At 69.0% G+C, this 22,362-nt stretch carries 12 protein-coding genes; 7 read left to right on the top strand and 5 right to left on the bottom strand.

The features are described 5' to 3' along the window. The first annotated feature begins 9 nt into the window (after positions 1-9). The 5 genes from ACOQPP_RS17435 (at position 10) to ACOQPP_RS17415 (ending at position 6,129) form a co-directional block, all read left to right on the top strand. Entirely contained in the window at positions 10-1,092 is a 1,083-nt protein-coding gene (locus ACOQPP_RS17435) for a YncE family protein (RefSeq protein WP_420637094.1), read from the top strand. Between the two features lie 40 nt (positions 1,093-1,132). Further along, on the top strand, positions 1,133-2,860 hold the full coding sequence (locus ACOQPP_RS17430; RefSeq protein ID WP_420637093.1) for an ABC transporter ATP-binding protein: 1,728 nt from the start codon (positions 1,133-1,135) through the stop codon (positions 2,858-2,860). Continuing rightward, positions 2,857-3,588: a S8 family serine peptidase gene (locus tag ACOQPP_RS17425; RefSeq protein WP_420637092.1), complete on the top strand. Its 732-nt coding sequence runs from the start codon at positions 2,857-2,859 to the stop codon at positions 3,586-3,588. Before ACOQPP_RS17430 ends, ACOQPP_RS17425 begins: the two co-directional genes overlap by 4 nt. A 193-nt stretch (positions 3,589-3,781) precedes the next feature. After that, positions 3,782-4,165: a hypothetical protein gene (locus ACOQPP_RS17420; protein ID WP_420637091.1), complete on the top strand. Its 384-nt coding sequence runs from the start codon at positions 3,782-3,784 to the stop codon at positions 4,163-4,165. Positions 4,166-4,239: 74 nt separating this feature from the next. After that, positions 4,240-6,129 carry a gamma-glutamyltransferase family protein gene (locus ACOQPP_RS17415; protein ID WP_419167513.1) on the top strand — a complete coding sequence of 630 codons (1,890 nt, stop codon included), beginning with the start codon at positions 4,240-4,242 and terminating at the stop codon, positions 6,127-6,129. Between the two features lie 60 nt (positions 6,130-6,189). Here the strand turns inward: ACOQPP_RS17415 and ACOQPP_RS17410 are convergent, their stop codons facing one another. The 3 genes from ACOQPP_RS17410 to ACOQPP_RS17400 all read right to left on the bottom strand — a co-directional run bounded on the left by ACOQPP_RS17410 (position 6,190) and on the right by ACOQPP_RS17400 (position 9,271). Further along, positions 6,190-7,356: an ATP-binding protein gene (locus ACOQPP_RS17410; RefSeq protein ID WP_420637090.1), complete on the bottom strand. Its 1,167-nt coding sequence runs from the start codon at positions 7,354-7,356 to the stop codon at positions 6,190-6,192. 112 nt (positions 7,357-7,468) lie between these two features. After that, on the bottom strand, positions 7,469-7,900 hold the full coding sequence (locus ACOQPP_RS17405) for a cupin domain-containing protein (protein WP_419167515.1): 432 nt from the start codon (positions 7,898-7,900) through the stop codon (positions 7,469-7,471). Positions 7,901-7,927: 27 nt separating this feature from the next. Then, positions 7,928-9,271 (bottom strand): amidohydrolase family protein, encoded by a 1,344-nt coding sequence (locus ACOQPP_RS17400; RefSeq protein WP_419167516.1) that lies wholly within the window; start codon positions 9,269-9,271, stop codon positions 7,928-7,930. Positions 9,272-9,412: 141 nt separating this feature from the next. On the opposite strand from ACOQPP_RS17400, the gene ACOQPP_RS17395 reads away from it, so the two are divergent. Next, the gene (locus ACOQPP_RS17395) at positions 9,413-10,558 is read left to right on the top strand and encodes a c-type cytochrome (RefSeq protein WP_419167517.1); all 1,146 of its coding nucleotides are present in this window, start codon (positions 9,413-9,415) and stop codon (positions 10,556-10,558) included. Beyond that, the gene (locus ACOQPP_RS17390; RefSeq protein WP_420637089.1) at positions 10,548-11,345 is read left to right on the top strand and encodes a carboxypeptidase regulatory-like domain-containing protein; all 798 of its coding nucleotides are present in this window, start codon (positions 10,548-10,550) and stop codon (positions 11,343-11,345) included. The genes ACOQPP_RS17395 and ACOQPP_RS17390 overlap by 11 nt, the downstream gene beginning before the upstream one ends. Here ACOQPP_RS17390 and ACOQPP_RS17385 read toward each other — a convergent pair. Continuing rightward, entirely contained in the window at positions 11,314-21,063 is a 9,750-nt protein-coding gene (locus ACOQPP_RS17385; protein ID WP_420637088.1) for a Calx-beta domain-containing protein, read from the bottom strand. The genes ACOQPP_RS17390 and ACOQPP_RS17385 overlap by 32 nt on opposite strands. Positions 21,064-21,716: 653 nt before the next feature. Next, the gene (locus ACOQPP_RS17380; protein ID WP_420637087.1) at positions 21,717-22,361 is read right to left on the bottom strand and encodes a hypothetical protein; all 645 of its coding nucleotides are present in this window, start codon (positions 22,359-22,361) and stop codon (positions 21,717-21,719) included. Position 22,362 lies beyond the last annotated feature (1 nt).

Raw genomic sequence — 22,362 nt, 5'->3', positions numbered from 1 at the left:
GCCCCGATCATGGCGTCCGCTTGCGGGCTCCTCTTCGCCACGGCGCTGGCGGCGCAGGAGAACGGCGGCGGCGCGGCGAACGGCCGCAACGCCTACTGGTACATGGGCAACTACAGCAACGAGGTGCTCGTGTGGGACGAGGCCTCGGAGGAAGTCGTGGACCGGATTCCGGTCAAGCGCGCGATCTCCCTTCGTCTCACCCTCTCCGACGATCGATCGCGGCTCTACGTTCTGGATCCGTTCTTCGAGACGGTGGAGATCATCGCCCTCCCCTCGAAGGAATCCGTTGGCGAGTTCACGTTGAGCGAGGGTTCGACGCGGACGTGGATCCGGTCGTTTCAGGTCCATCCGAGCCTGGAGTGGGCCGCCATTCTCGTGCAGAGCCGGACGAAGCTGGCGGACCGCTACCGGATCGACGAACCGACGATCCTCCGCTTCGACCTCACGAGCTACGAGGTGACGGATACGATCCCGTGGCCCGGCGAGGAGCTGCGCCAGAACGCCAACTTCCGTTTCTCCCCCGACGGGGACCTCCTGTACATGTTCTCGGACGACCTGATCGCGGTCGACTCGGAGACGTTCGAGGAAGTGGACCGCTGGGCGATCTCCGAGCCGTTCGAGACGGGGCTGGGCGCGATGACGCTCCCCTTCGGAGAGAGTCCGTACCAGGAGGAGGAAGGTGTCTACACCGGTCTCTTCCGCGTGATGGATCCGGTCCAGAACCGGCGGCTGATGGGCTTTGCGACCGTGGACCTGGCGGAGCAGCAGGTCGAGTTCCACCCCATCGGACCCTCCGAGCGCGTGTCGTTCGCGCTCTCTCCGGACGGGACGAAGGGGTACGGGCTCAAGTCGGAGATCGGACACTACGAGATGTGGAAGTTCGACCTCGCGGGGCGGCGGGTCTCGGGACGCATCACCTTCCCGGGGCGGCCGCGCATGGCGCTGATGCCGAGCGCCGACGGGGAGCGGCTCTACATCTACAACGCCGGCAGCACGATCGACGTCTACGACGAGGGAACGTTCGAGCTGCTGCGCACGGTCACGCTGGACGCCGACATGACGAGCGTCGTCGTGGTGCCCGATCCGGGTTGACCCCGGCACCTGACCCGGCATCTGAACTCGTGAGGTCCGGGTGATCCGGGACCCACACCTTCGCCGGGCCCTCGCCTACGTCCGACCGTACGCGAGGGCTTTGCTTCCCGTGGTCCTGCTCTCCACGGCGGGCACCGCGCTGGGGCTGGTGCTCCCGTACCTGTCGAAGACGATGATCGACGACGCGATCCTCGGCGGCGACTTCCCCCTCCTGCTGCGGATCACGGGACTCTTCGTCGGGATCACGATCCTCGGCTTCGGCGCCAACGTGGCGAGCGGGATGCGCTATACGCGGGTCTCGGCCCGGATCCTCTTCGACATGCGGCTGGCGCTCTACCGCCACCTGCAGAAGCTCTCGCCGCGCTTCTACGCGCGGACGCCGCTCGGCGACATCGTCTCCCGCATCAACAACGACATCGCCGAGATCCAGCGGGTGACGGCGGACGCGGCGCTGAGCCTGTTCGGGAACATCCTCTTCCTCCTGGGGACGGTGGGGATGCTGGTGTGGCTCGACGCGCGGCTCTTCCTCGCCGGGCTGGTCGCGCTGCCGCCGAGTCTGTGGGCGCTGGTCCGATACCGACGGCAGCTGGAAGGACGTGTGACCCAGTTGCGGGAGCGGAGCGCGGACATCGGGAGTTTCCTCATCGAGACCGTGCAGGGGGTGCGGGCGGTGGTCGCGGCCAACGCGCAGGAGCGCGAGGCGGAGCGGTTCGGGCGCCACAACGACCGCTTCGTGCGCGCGCTGATGTCCATGCGCTGGTTCACGTACATGGCGGGGGGGCTGCCGGGGCTCCTGCTGCAGACGGGGACGGCGGCGGTCTTCCTGTACGGCGGCTACCGGGTGATCACCGAGGCGACGACGCTGGGGACGTTCATCGCCTTCATGGCCTACCAGATGCGGCTGCTCTTCCCGGTGCAGGCGCTGATGGGGCTGTACGCGAACCTCGCGAGCGCCCGGGCGTCGCTGGTGCGGGTGCACGAGTTGTTCGACACGCCGCCGGAGGTCGAGGAGGCGGAGGCGGCCGGGCGGCTGGACCGGGCCGAGGGGGCGCTGGTCCTCGACGACGTGCGGCTCGGGCATGGCCGCGGGGGCGAGGTGCTGGCGGGAGTTTCGCTGGAGATCCCGGCGGGGCAGGTGGTGGCGCTGGTCGGCGCGAGCGGGAGCGGGAAGTCGACGATCGCCGACCTGCTCTCGCGACAACTCGACCCCGACGGCGGGAGGGTACTGCTCGACGGGCGGGACCTGCGCATGCTGGCGCTGGCGGACGTCCGGGGGCAGGTGGCGGTGGTCGAGCAGGACCCGTTCATCTTCCACGCCTCGATCGCCGAGAACGTGCGCTACGCGAGACCGGACGCGCCGGACCTCGAGGTCGCGGGGGCGCTTCAGGCGGCGGCGCTCGACGGACTTCTCGTCTCCCTGCCGGAGGGAGCCGACACCGTCGTCGGCGAGCGCGGACGACAGCTCTCCGCCGGGGAGCGGCAGCGGGTGGCGGTGGCGCGGGCGTTCCTCGCCGACCCGGCGGTGCTGGTGTTCGACGAGGCGACGGGGGCGCTCGATCCCGCCTCCGAGGCCCAGTTGCTGGAGGGCTACGCGGCACTGATGCGGGGGCGCACGACGGTGCTCATCACCCACCGGGCCGAACTCGCACGGCGCGCGGAGCGGGCGGTCGTGATCCGCGACGGGCGCGTCGCGCAGGACGGGCGGCCGGCCGACCTCGACGACCGGCCCGGGCCGTTCCGCGCCCTGTTCGGGACCGACCGCGGGTGAGTCCGCCGCGCGCGGTTCGACTAGGCGCGGCAGCCCTTCGCGGGCGGACGGGCCGGGGGGTCTCGATCGCGGTCATCGACAGCGGTGCGCATCCGGGCCACCCGCACCTCGGCCTGATCGCCGGCGGGATCGCGCTTACTCCCGACGGGACCGCACACGACGACCTCGTGGACCGGCTCGGCCACGGGACCGCCGTCACGGCGGCCATCCAGGAGAAGGCGCCGGGCGCGCGGGTCCACGTCGCTCGCGTCTTCCACGCCGAGCTGGCGACGAGTGCCCCGACGCTGGCGAAGGCGATCGACTGGGCCGGAGAGCAGGGCTGCCGGGTGGCGAATTTGAGCCTCGGGACGCCGCGCCAGAGCCGCATCGAGGTGCTGCAGCCCGCGGTCGATCGAGCCGTGCAGCGCGGGACGCTCGTCATCGCAGCCTACTCGCACGAGGGTGAGCGCTGGCTCCCGGGCAGCCTCCCCGGCGCACTCGGCGTCTGCCTCGACTGGGACCTCCCCCGGGACGCCATCTGCAGCGGCCGACGCGACGGCCGGCGAGTGCTCTACGCCTCCGGCTATCCCCGCCCGATCCCGAACGTGCCTCCGGAGCGCAACTTGAACGGGATCAGCTTCGCAGTGGCGAACGCGACCGGCATGGTCGCCCTGGCGCTCGAGCCCTTCCCGGAAGCGCGCGGCCGAGCCGAAACCCTCGCCGCGCTGGAGTCGCTGGCCGCGGTCTGACGTCCCGGGGGACTCGTGCAGCACTGTGGGCGTTGCTATTCTCCTGGGGTAGCAGACATACGCCGTCTCGCCAGCCGTCCTTCGAGGGTGCAACGCCGAAGAGGCCCGCGCTCGAGCGGGACGGAGACCAGCGCGAGTCTACGTACGGCGGTGATGCCAGGAGCGCCCGCGTTTCTCAAGTAGAGGACTGAAGATGAAAAAACTCACATCCGTTCTTTTGGTCTCCGCCCTGTCAGCCGGCTGTTCAATCCTGTTCATGGAAAAACCGCCGCCCGGCGACAGCCCGGTTGCGCGAGGCTACTGCACGCGAAGCATCATCGCGCCGGTCGCCGATGTCGTCTACGGAGTGGTGTCGCCGCTCGGGGTTCTGGCAATGGTAGCCGATGATTCCGATGGTCTCAGCTCTGAGGACTCCGGCGGCGTCGTTGCCGCTGCCGCTTGGGCTGCGGCAGGATCGTACTCTGCCGTCCGCGGGTTCGGGTGGAGCGGCGAGTGCAAGCGGCGTAACGCGCTCAGCGAGCAGGCGATAGCCGACTATCTCCGCAAGGTTGCGGACCGTATGGAGAGGGAACCGTAATCCTCTCTCCGAATCTGCGTCAAAGGGAACCGTCGGTCGGGTCTTCATCTCTGGCAGAACAGGAGGATGACGCGATGAAGCCTCTGGCATGTGTGGTCGCCGTCGCGGCTCTGGCACTCATCCCCGGTTGCGGTCCGCGGACGGGCGCGCCGGAGGAATCCGCATCCGCGGAGGAAGGCGTCGTCGCCACCATCGCCCCGTTCCGCAGTTACGGCCACGTACACGACGCCGACAACGTCGAGGCCATGCGGCCGCGCGTCATGGGCACGCACGGGGTGATCTCCTCCGGGCACTACCTGGCCACGCAGGCCGGGTACGACGTGCTCAAGGCCGGAGGCAACGCCTTCGACGCCGGAGTGACTGCAGGGATGGCGCTCAAGGCGCTCAAGATGGACTACGCGGGATGGACCGGGGTTGCCCCGCTCATCCTCTACAGCGCCGCCGAGGACCATGTGATCACTCGGGTCGGCGCGGGGACTTCACCCACGCTCGCCACCCTCGACTACTTCCTCAAACGCGGCAAGTCGCCCATCAGCAACGCGCTGATTCCCGCGGACGTGGATGTCTGGCTCGCCGCTCTCGACCGTTTCGGCACCCTCAGCTTCAGTGAGGCCGCGCAGCCAACGCTGCGCATCGTGGAGGAGGGCTATCACCTCTACAAGATGCAGAAACGGATGATCGAGGATCAGATGGAGGGGATCCTCACTTTTCCCTACAATCGCGGCTTCTGGTTCCCCAACGGGGTCGGCGAGCAGCGTCTGGGCGATCTCATGGTGAATACCGATCTGGGGAGGCTCATCCGCTACATGATGGAGGCCGAGCGGCAGGCGCTGGCGGCGGGAGGAAGCCGTTCCGAAGGGATTCGCGCCGCTCGGGACGCCTTCTACCGGGGCGACCCGGCGCGCGACGTGGACCGATTCTTCCGGGAGCATGACGGCATCGTCCGTTACGAGGACATGGCCGGATACGAGGGTCGCTGGGAGGAGCCTCTGGGAACCGGTTTCAACGGCTACGACGTCTACACCGGCGACGGATGGAGCCAGGGCCCGCGCATCATTCTGATGCTCAACATGCTGGAGAACTACGACCTGCGCGCCCTCGGCTACAACACACCGGAGTATATCCACGTCGTCTCACAGGTGATCAACCTGGCGATGGCGGACGCCCACAGGTACGTCGGGGATCCGGATTTCGCCCCTGCTCCGGAGGGACTGTACGGGAAGGCGTACGCGCGCGAACGCATCGGGCTCATCGACGAGAAGAGCGCATTTCAGGACATGCCTCCGTGGGGCGATCCGGAACGGATGGCGGCGGTGGCGGACGGCGCGCCCACGAGCTTCGTGGCGCCGGGAGGTCGGCCCTCCGGTGAAGCCCCCTCCATCGACACGTCTTCCCTCAACGTCATGGACGGGGAGGGCAACATGTTCTCCCTCACCGAGAGCGACGGCCACACCTTCACCCCCATGATCCCGGGATGGGGATTCGGGCTGGGCAACCGCATGGGTCAGTTCAACCTGGACCCTGACCTGGCCAACGTGATGGCGCCCGGAAAGCGGCCGCGCAACACCAACTCGCCCCTTCTCGTGATGAAGGATGGCCAGCCGTTCATGGGGCTCTCCACCCCCGGCGGCGACCAGCAGATGCAGGCTCTCCTGCAGGTCTTTCTGAACGTGACCGTGTGGGGGATGTCCCCCGAGCAGGCCGTCGACCAGCCCCGCTTCGGCAGCTACAATTTCCCGGCCACCGGGAGCGAGGTGAACCGCAGTCCCGCCGTCCTCTACATGGAGGATCGGATCCCGGCGGAGACGGCCGAGGCGTTGCGCGCCCTGGGCCACGACGTGCGCTCGTGGGGCCTGTGGAACTGGCGCGCGGGCGCTCCCACGGTGACCTGGCGCGACCCGGAAACCGGGGTGATGACCGCGGCGGGGGACGTGAGGCGGGAGACTGCGTCGCTCGGATTCTGAACGCCGCCAAGCTCGAGGCGGGTGCCGGCGCCGCGAGACTCGACCGGGCCTGACAGACTGCTAGAGCGGCTCGATCGCAGACCAGATGTCTCCTCCGGCCACCGCTCGGATCCCCTGGGCCAGCGGAAAGGTGTCGCGGCCCACGTGCACGACATCCAGGCTATCGGGCCCGAGGTGCCGCATCGCGGCCCGCATCGACGCCGTGGTCCGAGGCGCATCGGTGCGCTTGAACTCGTACCCCCGTCGCCGGCGGCCGCGCACGACGAGAAGGTCCAGTTCCGGGCCGCCGTGCAGCGACCAGAAGTAGCATTCGTTCGGGCGCGCGCCAAGACGCCGCACGACCTGCTCCAGGGCAAACCCCTCCCAGCTGGCGCCGACTTTCGGATGGGCCGCCAGGTCGCGCTCGCTCTCGATGTCGAGCAGCGCGTGCAGCAGGCCGCTGTCCGCGATGTAGACCTTGGGCGACTTGACGACGCGCTTGCCGAGGTTCTCGCGCCACGGCCGCAACTGGCGCATCACGTAGGCTCCCGTCATGCGGTCGAGGTGGCGCCGGACGGTTGTGTGCGCGATTCCGAAGGCGCGCCCCAGTTCCGATCCGTTCCAGACTTGACCGTGATAGTGTGCGAGCATGGTCCAGAAATCGTGCAGAAGGCGCGGTGGCATGGCGATGCCCAGCCCCGGCAGATCGCGTTCCACGAACGTCCGGATGAAGTCGCGCCGCCACTCCAGACTGGCCACGTTGCCGCGCGCCAGCCATGCCCTCGGGAATCCGCCCCTCAGCCACAGCCTGCGCCACCGCTCCGGGCCGACCTCCGCCTGGTCGAGGCCCGTGAGTTCGTGAAATGACATCCGGCCCGCGAGCGATTCCGATCCCTGCCGCGGGAGTTCGGGCGATGCACTCCCCAGAACGAGGAAGCGCGCGGGCTGCGGCCTGCGGTCGGCGAGCACGCGAAGCACGGGGAAGAGGTCCGGCCTGCGCTGGATCTCATCGATCACGACCAGGCCGCGAAGCGGCTCCAGGGTGAGAGTGGGTTCGTCCAGCCTGGCGAGATCCCGCGGATCCTCCAAGTCGAAGCGCGTGGCGGGGCGGCCCGTCTCGGCGAGATTGCGGGCCAGCATATCCGCGAGCGTGGTCTTGCCGACCTGCCGGGCGCCGAGCAAGGCGACCACCGGGTTCGCATCCAGCTTCCGGACAAGCTCGGCGAGGTGTGCGGGGCGCGCGATCATTTTTGAAATATGAATATTAGATGCTCATATTTCAAGATCTTCAGCCGATCTCAGCCATGCTCCCACCGGGTGGGGCGACCTCCGGCATCGGGCCTGCTCGGGTGCCGGGGGGTTACTCCGGCGAGGGACGCTCGAAGTCGACGATGTTCTCCCACTCCTCGGCGTCCGAGCGCGCCACGACGGCCACCACGGGCTCCGTGTCGCTGAGGTTGAACACCTCGTGCGGGACCCCGGGCTCGATGAAGATGAAGTCTCCCGCCTCGTTATCAAGCGTCTTCTCGAGCCGCGGACCGAATTCGTGGCGGACGTTCCCCTGGAGGATGTAGAGCATCACCTCGAAATCCACGTGAATGTGCGCCTTGGCGACGCCGCCGGGCGGGATCATCGCCACGTTCATCGAGAGCGCGTTCGAGCCCACGTTCTCCGCCCACATGCCCGTCTTGTATTCGATCCCGTTCCAGGCGCGGTGTCTGCCGCCGCCGCGCACCGTGATGATCCCCTCGTGGCGCTCGACGTGACCGGGCGCCTGTCCGTTTGTCTTCATTTCTGCTTCCTCTGCAGTTCCTGGCTCTCAGTTGCCGAAGCTGGCGGCGATCTCGGCCAACCCCTGCTGGATTTCCTCCTCGGACTTCCATACGCCGCGCACCATGACGCCCGCGCGGTCGGCGACGTTCGCCACGTCGTCGAGGGGGTTCGAGTTCGTGAGGATGAGGTCGGCGCGCCGGCCGGCGGCCACGGTCCCGAAGGAGTCGTAGCGCTGGAAGTAGTCCCCGACGTTGCGGGTGCCGGAGACGAGGATCTCGTAGGGGGACATCCCGGCCTCGGCCATGGCCGCGATCTCGCGGTGGATCGAGAAGCCGGGGACGCTGAACATCTGCGGCGAATCGGTGCCCATCAGGATCCCCACGCCGGCCTCGTTCATCATCCCGAGGAGCTGTGTCCGGTTGCTCGCGTGCAGGCGGGCGCGCTCCACGTCCCAGCCGTCCGACGCCTGGATGGCGGAGAGGCGGTTACTCCAGCCCTCGACGCCCTGCGGGGGCCAGTAGCGCATCTCCGGATAGGCCGCGAGCGCTTCGGGGTCGCCGAGGCCGATCACGCCGACCTCCCACAGGACCATGGTGGGGACGACCCACGCCCTGGCGTCGATGGTCATGGCGAACAGCTGCTCCATCCTCTCCTCGTCCATGGGGCCGCGGATGCCCCCGGCGTCCTCCATGTAGCCATCGAGGTGGTCGAACGTCTCCTGGCCCATCAGAATCGCGTGCCGGATCCCGACGTCGGCCGGTACGTGCCCCGCAAAGCGGATGCCTGCCTGCGCGGCCGCGGCGGCCATGGCGTCGTACTGCAGTACGGTGAGCCCCGGATGGATCTTCAGGTGGTCCCACCCTTCCCGCTTCTGCGTCCACACCCGTTCGACGGCCTGCTCCGCCGAACTGATGGAGCCGCCGCTGAAGCTCGGACCCGCGAGGTAGAGCGTGGGTCCCCAGACCCCGCCGGTGTTCGTCCGCGCCTTCAGGTCGAGATCGCCGGGAAGGCCCAGCATCCCGCGCACCGTCGTCACCCCGTTCGCGGCGTAGAGGAACATCACCTGCTCCCGGAACTCATCGCTCGCGTTCCCGCCGGGCGTGTGGCCGTGCATCTCGGACAACCCCGGCAGGAGGTACTTCCCGGATCCGTCGATCCGGTTTGCGCCGTCCGGCACCTCGACCGACGCTGACGATCCGACGGCGACGATCCTGTCGCCGCGCACGACGACCGTGTGCCCGGGCAGGACCCGCTCGGAATCCATCGGGATGACGGTGACGTCGACGAAGGCCGTGACGCCGGCCCCCGGCGCCTGTTGGCAGGCGGCGACGAAGGGGGCGGTGGCGCACACGGCGAGCGCGAACCCCAGGGAGAGACGAGTGGACTTCATGTGACCTCCTCGGCGTTGCGGGTTCGGCCGCAACGACTTGCTCTCGATAACCGTTATCCGTATTGACAGAGCTTCCGTGACCCGGGCCCGGATTGCGGCCCGGCGTCGAGGTTCGAACCCCCACCGGAGGAGCCGCAGACTTTGCGCGCAGCCGACGCTCAACCGAGTCTCCATCCGGCCGCTCTCCTCTTCATCGTGTCGGCGCTGCTGCCGGTTCCGCAATCGCTGGAGGCCTCCCAGACCCCGCAGGCCGTCCCGGACGGGATGGCCCTCTACGAGGCCGGCTGCGCGAGCTGTCACGGATCGGATGGCCGGGGCGCCCCCGCCGACCGGATCGCCTTCGAAGACCCCCTTCCGGACCTCACCGATTGCAGCTTCGCCTCGCGCGAGCCGGACGCCGACTGGATCATCGTGTCAAAGGCCGGCGGTCCGATCCGCGGCTTCAGCGATGTCATGCCGACGTTCGAGGAGGCGTTCGATGACGAGCAGCTGCAGGCGGTCATGGACCATATCCGGACCTTCTGCACGGACCGCGCCTGGCCGCGCGGCGAGCTCAACCTCCCCCGGCCTCTCTTCACGGAGAAGGCGTATCCGGAAGACGAGTGGGTGTGGACGACGGGGGTGAACGCGGAGGGCGCCGGCGCGGTCATCAACGAACTCCTGTACGAGAAGCGCTTCGGCTCCCGGAACCAGATCGAGGTCGCGCTCCCCTTCGGCTTCGCCGAGTCCCCCACCGCTCCGGTCCGACGTGACGCGGGCCCGGCTTCGGATTGGGGCGTCGGACTCGGCGACATCGAGGTCGGTTACAAGCGCGCGCTGGTGCACAACCTGGCGACGATCTTCAGCTTCGGGACCGAACTCAAGCTCCCGACCGGCGACGAAGAGCGGGGCATCGGAGAAGGCGAATTCCGGCTCGAACCGTTCCTGGCGCTGGGGCAGATCCTCCCGGGGGACGGTTTCTTCCATCTGCAGGCGGGGGCGGAGTTCCTCGGCGAGACGACCGAAGGGTTCTGGCGGGCGGTCCTCGGACGCACGTTCACGAGCGGTGAGTTCGGCCGCTCGTGGTCCCCGATGATCGAAGTGCTGGGGAGCGCGGGTCTGGCCGAGGGTTCGCGGTCGCAGTGGGACCTGGTCCCTCAGATGCAGGTGACGCTCAACACGCGGCAGCACGTGATGCTCAACGTCGGGGTACGGCTCCCGCTGACCGATTCCGACGCGAGGAGCACACAGTTCCTCGCCTATCTCCTATGGGACTGGTTCGATGGGGGTCTGTTCGATGGCTGGTAGCTGGCCGAAGGGTCCGGTTCTGGCGTGCTCGCTCGCGATCGTCACCGTTGGGACCGGCTCGACCGTGGGTGAACGCGACACCTCGGCGGCGACGAAGCCCGCGATGATCACGGGCCGCATCCTGCTCGCCGAGGGGCAGGTGCGCTTCACGGGGGAGCCACCGGCCGGAGCGGCGATCGACATGTCCGCCGACGCCTACTGCCGGGAACAGTACGACGAGGCTGTGATGGACCGGCCCGTGCGCGTCGGCTCGGGCGGCGGCCTGGCGGACGTCCTCGTGCGGGTCGTCAACGCGCCCGCGTCGGGTGCGGCGCCGGAGGCCGAGGCGCTGCTCGACCAGACCGGGTGCCTGTATACGCCGGGGTCGGTGGCCGTGCGCGTGGGCCAGCCTCTCGTCATCCGCAACAGCGACGCGACGCTGCACAACGTCCGGGTCGTCCCCGCCTCCAACGCGGGATTCAACCTCGGCCAGCCCCTCCGGGGGATTCAGAGCACACGCTCGTTCGAGACACCCGAGATCGGGATTCCAGTGCGCTGCGACATCCACGGCTGGATGACCGCTTCGATCCACGTCCTCGAGCACGAGTTCTTCGACATCACGGGTGAGGACGGGGCTTTCACCCTCCCGATGCTTCCGGCGGGCGACTACGAGATCGAAGCCTGGCACCCCACGCTGGGGACCGTGTCGGGACGCGTTTCCGTGACCGCCGATGGGGCGGCCCCACTCACGCTCGATTTCTCCCCGAGCCAGGGGCTTAGTCCTCCCAGAACCGGCTCCAGAGGCTGAGGGTCGCCTCGCCGCCGTTCGGGCCGTGGGTGCCTTCGAGGCTCAGCGTGAGCCCGCCCGCCTCGAGACCCGCGGCGAGGCGCAGGGCGCGCCGGCCGTAGCCGTCCAATCCCTCGAACCTCAGGTCGAAGAGGGACTCCGTCCGTAGCGCCAGACCCACACGCCGGGCCTCTCCCATGAGGCCGCCGTAGGGCATCGCGATGAGGCCGCCGAGCGGCACCCCGTAGCCGACCTCAGCCTCCATGCGCCCGGCCGCGCTGAGTCCCATGGCGCGGCCCGAGGCGATGCCGCTCATGTCGCGGCGCTCGAAGAGCCTGGCCGCGCCGCCGTCCGCATAGCCCCAGGCCGGGGCGACGCGGAGCGAGAGGCCGCGCCCCGAGGGGTCGGGCTGGACGCGGAGCACGGCCGAGCCGCCCCATTCCCTGTAGGTGTCGTCCTCGTGCGCCACGAGCCCGCGCGCGCGTCCCTGCAGGGTCAGGCCCAGCGACGGGATCGTGACGCTCAGGCCGCCGCCCATCTCCATCCCGGCACCCGTCTCCGCGTCACCCATGTCTCCCCGCACGCCGACCTCCGCGAGGGGCTCGAGCGTTGCGCTGCCGACCCGGAAGCCGTGCGACCCTTCCACCAGCATTCGCGCCCGGTTCGCGGTGCCCTCGTGATCTCCGATCGTCTCATCGCCGCCGGTGGTCCGCGACATCACCGCGTCCGAAGTCAAGGCCAACGCGAAGCCGTCCTCGCCGCTCGTCCCGACCACGTCGCCGCGCCAGCCGAGAGCGGCCATGGCGAGGTTCGCGTTCGGGTCGGAGTCGGAGCCCCCGTCCAGGGAGAGGCTGCCGCCCGCGTAGCCCAGCATCGCCCACACGGACAACTGGTCCGTGACCGAATACCGGGCCCACGGATACACGCCCGTGAGGATCGTCCCGACCTCGCGGCTCCGCGGCCCCGCTTCGCCCAGCGTTCCGTCGGCGCGGTTGTGCGACAGAACGACGCCGCCCAGCCACCGGCCCCGCGCAAGGTCGAAGCCGCCCATGAAACCGTTCATTTCGCCGTCTACCGAGGCATCGCCCACGCCGCCGCTGAAGTGGGTCCTCGCGCCGCGACCCCACACGGACCAGTAGCCGTCACCGCCCTCCAGCTGCCCGGACGCGGAGAACGACGAGCGGCCGAACAGATCGCGCAGCGTCGTCTCGCCGTTCGGCCATCGCCCGAGCGGCCGCTCGCCGCGTGACCACATGGCCAGGCGATCGGAGGGCTTGATCGAGTAGTGGTCCCCCAGGCCTTCCAGGTCCCAGCCGCCGATCACCATCCGGGTTCCCCCCGGCCCGCGCGTCATGCGCCCGCGCACGGTCTCGACGACCTGGTCCGACGTCGTACGACCGACGCGGGCCAGCCACCCGCTCAGGTCGAGCGGCACCACCTCATCGTCGTCCTGCACCGTCACGGTCGCCGAAGCGGGCGTCCCGAGTTCGTATCCCGCACCCGCGAGGATCTCCGCCGTGACCATGCCGGCCACGATCCCCTCGTCGACGTCGTCATCCTCGGTTGCCACCATCAGGATGGCGCTGTCCTGCCCGGCCTCGATCGTCACGGTCGGACCGGGGGTGCCCGCGAGGACGTCGTTCGTTCCAATCACGCCCACGATCACGGTGAGCGCACTCTCGGCGGCCGGGGCAGCCCGAACCGCGAAGCGCGCCGCCTCGCCCTCGGTCACAGTGGTCTCAAGCGCCTCGACCGTCACCACCGGCGTGACCGGCTTCGCCCTCACCTCGTCGGTGGGCGCGCTCGCCAGACTCTCCGCGTTGCCGGTGTCGTCCTCGAAGTCCACCCGAACCTTCAACCGGCTCCCGACGTCTGCCTCCTGCACGAGGTAGGTCAGTTCGGTGGCACCCGAGATCTGGGGTTCCGAGCCGCCCGAGACGCGCAGCCACTGATACCGCCACGCGACTTCCGTCAGGCCGTCCGCGTCGCTGATCCCGTCCGTGTGCGCCGTGAGCGTCTCGTCGACCTGCGGGATGCCGGTGATCGTCGGGGCCCCTTCCGCCGGGGAGTTGTCGTTGTCCGTGACCCGGACCGTCAGCGTCCCGCCCGAGATGCGATTGTCTTCGCTCACGGCCGCCGTGAGCACTACGAGACGGTCACCCGTCGCCTCGTCATCATCCTCCGTGTCGAAGCTGAACGTGGCCCGGGCCTCGCACGCCGGAATCATCACGGTCGTCGGAACCGTGGACGAGACCGCGCCGCCGCTGTCCTGGACCGCGATCGACGGCATGATGTCGAAGGGGATGACGCACCCGGCACCCGTCGGCTCGACGACCACCGACACCGTCACCGAACTGCCTTCCTCGACGGTCGGGGTCTCGGTGACGAGCGCGATCGTCGCCATGTCGTCGTCGAGGATCTCCAGGGCACCCGAGGCGACCTCGCTGTCGTCCACGCTGGCCCGGACTGTCACCGTCTCCGAATCCTCGAGACGAGCGTCGTCGAGGATCGTCATCTGCGCCGTCGTCTCGGTGCTCCCGGCGGGGAGCGTGATCGTGGTGCTCTCGAGCTCCCAGTCGGATCCGCTCTCCGCAGAACCTTCACCGGAGAGGGTGACCACCATCGGCTCGGATGGGGCCCCGCCGCGCGACACGACGATCTCCACGCTGCCCGCCCCCTCAGAGACGGAACTCACCGTGGAGCCGTCCGACCGGAACTCCAGCGTCCACGCACCTTCGTCGTCCTTCTCGACCGCCGTGACGGTCGCGGTGAGGCCGTCGTAGTCGCCGCCGGAGGCCGTGTGTGTGATCGTCGCGGTGCCGTGTTCGTCGTCTTCGTCGTGCGCTGCGCTCAGCGTCACCGTCTGCGGCACATACCAGTCGTTCGCCGTGAACGTCAGCGTATCACCACCCGTCACCGTGATGTCCTCGTCGCCGGTCCGCGTCGCCGTCACCGTCACGGTCGCGGTCGGCTTCGACTCCAACACCAGGGTGTACGTCGCCGTTTCGCCCGCCGGCACCGTCACCGTCCGGGGACTGGGGAAGAGCCCGCGCCTGTCGTCGTCCACGATCGTAAGCGTGGCCCCGTCGACTGTGAGTCCCGCCGCCGAGCCCGACACCGTCACCGACTCATCTCCCTCAGCGACGTCGTCGTCCGTCGGCGTGATGTTGAACGTGCCGCTCCCGGTCGTCGCGCCCGCCGGGATCTGGAAGGTGAACCCGGCCACCGTCCCGTAGTCGGTCCCCGCCTCCGCGCCGTCGCCGCTCGCCCCCACGCTCACCGTCACCGTCGTCGGCGACGACAGCGCCGCGCCGTCGAGCCAGCCCGTCACCGTGACCGTCGTCTGACCGTCACCCTCTCCCATCTGGTCCGGACTCAGGCTCAGCGTAACCTTCGTCGACGCACCCATCTTGTCCTGCTCGATCGCCGTCACGCTCGTCGTGACGCCGTCGTAGTCGCCGCCCGACGCCGTGTGGGTGATCGTCGCCGTGCCGTCGAGGCTGTCCGCGTCCACCGCGGCGCTCAGCGTCACCGTCTGCGGGATGTACCAGTCGTTCGCCGTGAACGTCAGCGATGCACCGCCCGTCACCGTGATGTCCGAATCCCCCGTCCGCGACGCCGTCACCGTCACCGTCGCCGTCGGCTCCGACTCCAGCACCAGCGTGTACGTCGCCGTCGCGCCTTCCGGAACCTCCACCCTGCTCCGGCTCGCAAAGAGGCCGCGCCGGTCGTCGTCGACGATCGTCAGCGTGGCACCGTCCACCGTCAGCCCCGTCCCCGTCACCGTCGCTGATACCGTCACCGACTCATTCGCCTCATCGAAGTCGTCGTCGGTCGGCGCGATCGTGAACGTCCCGCTCCCCTCCGTCGTCCCGGCCGGGATCTGGAAGGTGAACCCGGCCACCGTCCCGTAGTCGGTCCCCGCCTCCGCGCCGTCGCCGCTCGCCCCCACGCTCACCGTCACCGTTGTCGGCGACGACAGCGCCGCGCCGTCGAGCCAGCCCGTCACCGTGACCGTCGTCTGACCGTCACCCTCTCCCATCTGGTCCGGACTCAGGCTCAGCGTAACCTTCGTCGACGCACCCATCTTGTCCTGCTCGATCGCCGTCACGCTCGTCGTGACGCCGTCGTAGTCGCCGCCCGACGCCGCGTGCGTGATCGTCGCCGTGCCGTCGAGGCTGTCCGCGTCCACCGCGGCGCTCAGCGTCACCGTCTGCGGCACATACCAGTCGTTCGCCGTGAACGTGAGCGTGGCGCCGCCCGTCACCGTGATGTCCTCGTCGCCGGTCCGCGACGCCGTCACCGTCACCGTGGCCGTCGGCTCCGATTCCAGCACCAGCGTGTACGTCGCTGTCTCGCCCTCCGGCACCGTCACCGTCCGGGGACTGGGGAAGAGCCCGCGCCTGTCGTCGTCGACGATCGTCAGCGTGGCACCGTCGACCGACAGTCCCGCCGCCGAGCCCGACACCGTCACCGACTCATCTCCCTCAGCGAGGTCGTCGTCCGTCGGCGTGATGTTGAACGTGCCGCTCCCGGTCGTCGCGCCCGCCGGGATCTGGAAGGTGAACCCGGCCACCGTCCCGTAGTCGGTCCCCGCCTCCGCGCCGTCGCCGCTCGCCCCCACGCTCACCGTCACCGTCGTCGGCGACGACAGCGCCGCGCCGTCGAGACGGCCCGTCACCGTGACCGTCGTCTGACCGTCACCCTCTCCCATCTGGTCCGGACTCAGGCTCAGCGTCACCTTCGTCGACGCACCCATCTTGTCCTGCTCGATCGCCGTCACGCTCGTCGTGACGCCGTCGTAGTCGCCGCCCGACGCCGCGTGCGTGATCGTCGCCGTGCCGTCGAGGCTGTCCGCGTCCACCGCGGCGCTCAGCGTCACCGTCTGCGGCACATACCAGTCGTTCGCCGTGAACGTGAGCGTGGCGCCGCCCGTCACCGTGATGTCCTCGTCGCCGGTCCGCGACGCCGTCACCGTCACCGTGGCCGTCGGCTCCGACTCCAGTACCAGCGTGTACGTCGCCGTCGCGCCTTCCGGAACCTCCACCGTGCTCCGGCTCGCAAGCAGGCCGCGATGGTCGTCGTCGACGATCGTCAGCGTGGCCCCGTTGACCGACAGTCCCGCCGCCGAGCCCGACACCGTCACCGACTCATCTCCCTCAGCGAGGTCGTCGTCCGTCGGCGTGATGTTGAACGTGCCGCTCCCGGTCGTCGCGCCCGCCGGGATCTGGAAGGTGAACCCGCCCGACGTCCCGTAGTCGGTCCCCGCCTCCGCGCCGTCGCCGCTCGCCCCCACGCTCACCGTCACCGTCGTCGGCGACGACAGCGCCGCGCCGTCGAGACGGCCCATCACCGTCACCGTCGTTAGGCCGTCCGACTCGCCCACCTGAGCGGGGTTCAGGCTCAGCGCCACCTTCGTCGGGACGTCCATCCCGTCCCGCTCGACGGCGGTGACGCTCGTCGTGACGCCGTCGTAGTCGCCGCCCGAGGTCGTATGCGTGATCGTCGCCGTGCCGTCGAGGCTGTCCGCGTCCACCGCGGCGCTCAGCGTCACCGTCTGCGGGATGTACCAGTCGTTCGCCGTGAACGTGAGCGTGGCGCCGCCCGTCACCGTGATGTCCTCGTCGCCGGTCCGCGTCGCCGTCGCCGTCACCGTGGCCGTCGGCTCCGACTCCAGTACCAGCGTGTACGTCGCTGTCTCGCCCTCCGGCACCGTCACCGTCCGGGGACTGGGGAAGAGCCCGCGCCTGTCGTCGTCCACGATCGTCAGCGTGGCACCGTCGACCGACAGTCCCGCCGCCGAGCCGGACACCGTCACCGACTCGTTCCCCTCGTCGAAGTCGTCGTGCGTCGGCGTGATGTTGAACGTGCCGCTCCCGGTCGTCGCGCCCGCCGGGATCTGGAAGGTGAACCCGCCCGACGTCCCATAGTCGGTCCCCGCCTCCGCGCCGTCGCCGCTCGCCCCCACGCTCACCGTCACCGTCGTCGGCGTCTCCAGCGCCGCGCCATCGAGTTGGCCTGTCACGGTGACCGTCGTTAGGCCGTCCGACTCGCCCACCTGAGCGGGGTTCAGGCTCAGCGCCACCTTCGTCGGTGCGTCCATCCCGTCCCGCTCGACCGCCGTGACGCTCGTCGTAACACCGCCGTAGTCGCCGCCCGAGGTCGTGTGCGTGATCGTCGCCGTGCCGTCCGCGTCGTCTTCGTCGTGCGCCGCGCTCAGCGTCACCGTCTGCGGCAGATACCAGTTGTTCGCCGTGAACGTCAGCGATGCACCGCCCGTCACCGTGATGTCCGAATCCCCCGTCCGCGTGGCCGTCGCCGTCACCGTCGCCGTCGGCTCCGACTCCAGTACCAGCGTGTACGTCGCCGTCGCGCCTTCCGGAACCTCCACCCTGCTCCGGCTCGCAAAGAGGCCGCGCCGGTCGTCGTCGACGATCGTCAGCGTGGCACCGTCCACCGTCAGCCCCGTCCCCGTCACCGTCGCTGATACCGTCACCGACTCATTCGCCTCATCGAAGTCGTCGTCGGTCGGCGCGATCGTGAACGTCCCGCTCCCCTCCGTCGTCCCGGCCGGGATCTGGAAGGTGAACCCGCCCGACGTGCCGTAGTCGGTGCCCACAGTCGCGCCATCCCCGCTCGCGCCCACGGTTACCGTCACCGTCGTCGGCGTCTCCAGCGCCGCGCCATCGAGTTGGCCTGTCACGGTGACCGTCGTTAGGCCGTCCGACTCGCCCACCTGAGCGGGGTTCAGGCTCAGCGCCACCTTCGTCGGGACGTCCATCCCGTCCCGCTCGACCGCCGTGACGCTCGTCGTAACACCGCCGTAGTCGCCGCCCGAGGTCGTGTGGGTGATCGTCGCCGTGCCGTCCGCGTCGTCTTCGTCGTGCGCCGCGCTCAGCGTCACCGTCTGCGGCACATACCAGTCGTTCGCCGTGAACGTCAGCGTCGCGCCGCCCGTCACCGTGATCTCCGAATCCCCCGTCCGCGTGGCCGTCGCCGTCACCGTCGCCGTCGGCTCCGACTCCAGTACCAGCGTGTACGTCGCCGTCGCGCCTTCCGGAACCTCCACCCTGCTCCGGCTCGCAAAGAGGCCGCGCCGGTCGTCGTCGACGATCGTCAGCGTGGCACCGTCCACCGTCAGCCCCGTCCCCGTCACCGTCGCTGATACCGTCACCGACTCATTCGCCTCATCGAAGTCGTCGTCGGTCGGCGCGATCGTGAACGTCCCGCTCCCCTCCGTCGTCCCGGCCGGGATCTGGAAGGTGAACCCGCCCGACGTGCCGTAGTCGGTCCCCACAGTCGCGCCATCCCCGCTCGCGCCCACGGTTACCGTCACCGTCGTCGGCGTCTCCAGCGCCGCGCCATCGAGTTGGCCTGTCACGGTGACCGTCGTTAGGCCGTCCGACTCGCCCACCTGAGCGGGGTTCAGGCTCAGCGCCACCTTCGTCGGTGCGTCCATCCCGTCCCGCTCGACCGCCGTGACGCTCGTCGTGAGGCCGCCGTAGTCGACGCCCGACGCGGTGTGGGTGATCGTCGCCGTGCCGTCCGCGTCGTCCGCGTCGTGCGCCGCACTCAGCGTCACCGTCTTCGGCAGGTACCAGTCGTTCGCCGTGAACGTCAGCGACGCGCCGCCCGTCACCGCGATGTCGGAGTCGCCCGTCCGCGTTGCCGTCACCGTCACCGTCGCCGTCGGCTCCGACTCCAGCACCAGCGTGTACGTCGCGGTCTCGCCCTCGGGGACCTCCACCCGGCTCCGGTTCGCAAGCAGACCGCGTGTATCGTTGTCGACGATCGTCAGTGTGGCCGGATTCACCGTCAGCCCCGTCAGGGATCCAGCTACCGTGACCGACTCATTCGCCTCATCGAAGTCGTCGTCGGTCGGCGTGATCGTGAACGTCCCGCTCCCCTCCGTCGTCCCGGCCGGGATCTGGAAGGTGAACCCGCCCGACGTGCCGTAGTCGGTGCCTGCGACCGCGCCATCGCCGCTCGCGCCCACGCTCCCGGTCACCGTCTTGGGCGTCGTCATTGCGTCGCCGTCGAACCGGCCCGTCACGGTGATCGTCGTCTGGCCGTCACCCTCCCCCACTTCCGTCTGGCTGAGACTCAGAGTCACTACCGTCGATATGATGTTACCATCGTTTTCTTCGCTGGTGTCCGCCTCGGTCGCCGTCACGGTGGCGCTGACGTTGTTAGGGCCGTAGTCCCCTCCCGACATCGTGTGCGTGATCGTCGCCGTACCGTTGGCGCTGTCCGCGTCTGCCGCCGCGCTCAGCGTCACCGTCTGCGGCTGGAACCAGTTGTCCGTCGTGAATGTGAGCGACGCGCCCTGCGTCACCGTGACGTCGGAGTCTCCCGTCCGCGACGCCTTCACCGTCACCGGGGCCGTCGGCTCCGACTCCAGCACCAGCGTATACGTCTCCGTCCCGTCCTCCGGGACCGTCACCGACCTGAGGCTGGGGAAGAGGCCGCGCGCATCGTCCTCGACGATCGTCACGACCGTCTCGTCGTTCCCGATGATCGCGGGCGAAGACGCGTTGCTCAGGACGAGGCTGAAGGTCTCGTTCCCCTCAGCGATGTCATCATCGGAGATCGTGATGGGGTGCGTGCCGGACGTTGTCTGTCCGGCAGTGATCGTCAGAGTTCCCGCCGCAACCTGGAAGTCCCCGGCCGTCGCCGTTCCGGCCCGGGCGGAGACGTTCACCGTCACGTTCTGGCTCAGCGCCCGGGAGAGCGAGACGCTGTAGCTGTACGTGCCGACGCCTTCCGCCAGGCTGAGGGTTGCGGGTGCATCGATGACGGGGTTGGACGCGGCCGTGTTGTTCGTCACCGGGTAGTTCGTCAGATCCGCCGCCCTGTTCTCTGCCTCGTCCCGGATCGCACCAGTGGATGGCGCCGTGTAGCTGACCGTGACCTGATCGCCGTTCGCCACGGCAGTACCGAGCGTCAGAGTCACCGTCCGGCCGTTCAGATCGAAGCTGGTCGGGTTGGTCCCGCTCCCGCCGTTGATGCGGACGCTATAGGCGCTCGTCCCGGGCTCCGACGTATGGTCCAGCGCCTCGTTGTACCTGATAACGAGCGTCGAGCCATCGACCGTGGCGCTCTCCACATCGGGAGGCCCCACGTCGCCTCGGTTCCGCGTACCCGCCGGCACCACGACCACGCTCACCGCCGACGTGTCCGCCACGGCGTGGTCCTCGAACACGCCCCGGAGCAGGGCCGTGACCGTCCGCCCCGGCGTATGCGCGTCGTTGGGTTCGGCCTCTACCTGGAGTCTCCACTCACGGGTGAGTTGTTGCGGGGTCCTGAAGACGAAGGCGTACAAGTTCCAGCCCGTGATGTCCGACTCGATGCCCCGGACGTTGATGTCGCCCCGAATCTGCTTCTGCATCTCGCCCCGCCGCCGGATCGTGAACGTCACCCACTCGCCCACCTCCGCCGTGTCCCGGTCGACCTCCAGCGACACATAGGCATACTCTCCCGGCGCCATCGGACCCACTACGCCCGAGAGATTGCTCTCCAGCCTTTCCCAATTGCCCTCATCGTCCTGGAAGGTGACGCGGACCTTCAGGCGATGACCGAGGTCGCTCTCGCCCACGTAGTACCAGGAGCGGATCGCTTCGGCGATTTCGACCTGCCCGCCCCCATCGAGCACGCGTATCCACTGGTACTCCCACTCCACATGATCGAGCCCATCCGCATCCTTGATGCTGTCGGTGTAGACCGTCGCGGACGCCCCCACTCGGACAGAGTCCTCCCAGCTGTGCGTGCCGTAGGCACCGATGCGCAGTTCACCAGTTGCGGGTGGATTCGGCCTGGCGGAGAGCTTCCGCTCGGGGACATCGGTCGGCGAGGAGCCGCCCGTCTCAAAGTCAACCTCGGGGAGAAGGAACGCGGAGGCAGCCTCGAGACCAGGGCCGTTCAGGTCCAGGCGTTGGGGCGCTTCCTGCGCCGTGACTGGGGTGGGGGAAGCTCCGACGAGGGCCGCGGACGCCAGGGAAGTCGCGACAAATCGGGAAAAGCCGCGAAGCGCGAGTCCGAGGGACACACCCCTCCTGCGCGTGCCTCCGACTGCGTAGTCCGCATCCGCGGAGAGAATGGTATGTCCCGCCGTCAACGGACCCCGCGTGGGGCCAGTCTCCGAACCCGCCATGCCCGTTTTCCGCTTCCCCATGGCGCGCCGACCGCGACAACGGCCAGTCGCGCGCTTCCACCCCTCCACCCCGGTACATGCCGGTTGGGGGAACCCCGCATCACCTCTCCCCGACGACTATTTGAGAGGTCGATGCGAGTATATCCTAGCGCCGAAGCGTCGCCCGTTCAAGTTGGAACAACGGCGGGCGGTTCAAGATCCCCCGGGACATGGGCTGGGAGACCTTCAGGCGCGGAAACCCGTCAGCGGATCTCGACGTAGCGGGCGAGGCGCTCCACCTCGTCTTCGTCCACGTATTTTCCGATTTCGCGCCGGAACTGCGCCATCGACGCATAGGGGCGGTATTCCTCGAATTCGTGCTGCATTCGCGCCCCCACGCCCGGGATGCCGAGGATCGCCTCCTCGGTCGCCGTGTTGAGGTCGATCCGGACGTAGACGTACTGGGCGAGCCGCGCGAGTTCGTCATCGTCCACATACTTCCCGATCTCGCGGTGGAACTGGGGGAGGGCGACGTACGGGCGGTATTCCTCGAACTCGTGGAGCATGCGGTTGCCGACCCCCGGAATGAGCAGGATCTCCTCGTCCGACACATCGTTGAGGTCGATGGGCACGAACATGGCGCGATAAACGGACTCATGCCCCTCCCCCGGGACGTGCCCGGCCACCACGGTGTGCAGGTCGGCCATCCGCAGGAAGGGACGCGCTTCCATGATCGCGGCGACCGCGTCCGCGTCGAGCCCGGGCACGCCGGCAAGCTGCTGCTCGGTCGCGAGATTCGGGTTCACGAGGCCGAGATTCTCCCTCACCCGTGCGTGTGCGGGGACCACGGCCACGAACGAGGCGACGAGCATGGCGCCCGCGATACCGAAGTGAGCCCTGGATTCCATT

Source organism: Candidatus Palauibacter sp. (genome assembly GCF_965222475.1).
In the GTDB taxonomy this organism is placed as follows: Bacteria; Gemmatimonadota; Gemmatimonadetes; order Palauibacterales; family Palauibacteraceae; genus Palauibacter.
This window is presented reverse-complemented; position numbering and strand designations above follow the sequence as displayed.

Coding starts and splice junctions, on each gene's coding strand:
- ACOQPP_RS17435 (WP_420637094.1), top strand. CDS start 10: ATGGCGTCCGCTTGCGGGCTCCTCTTCGCCACGGCGCTGGCGGCGCAG.
- ACOQPP_RS17420 (WP_420637091.1), top strand. CDS start 3,782: ATGAAAAAACTCACATCCGTTCTTTTGGTCTCCGCCCTGTCAGCCGGC.
- ACOQPP_RS17415 (WP_419167513.1), top strand. CDS start 4,240: ATGAAGCCTCTGGCATGTGTGGTCGCCGTCGCGGCTCTGGCACTCATC.
- ACOQPP_RS17410 (WP_420637090.1), bottom strand. CDS start 7,356: ATGATCGCGCGCCCCGCACACCTCGCCGAGCTTGTCCGGAAGCTGGAT.
- ACOQPP_RS17405 (WP_419167515.1), bottom strand. CDS start 7,900: ATGAAGACAAACGGACAGGCGCCCGGTCACGTCGAGCGCCACGAGGGG.
- ACOQPP_RS17400 (WP_419167516.1), bottom strand. CDS start 9,271: ATGAAGTCCACTCGTCTCTCCCTGGGGTTCGCGCTCGCCGTGTGCGCC.
- ACOQPP_RS17390 (WP_420637089.1), top strand. CDS start 10,548: ATGGCTGGTAGCTGGCCGAAGGGTCCGGTTCTGGCGTGCTCGCTCGCG.
- ACOQPP_RS17380 (WP_420637087.1), bottom strand. CDS start 22,361: ATGGAATCCAGGGCTCACTTCGGTATCGCGGGCGCCATGCTCGTCGCC.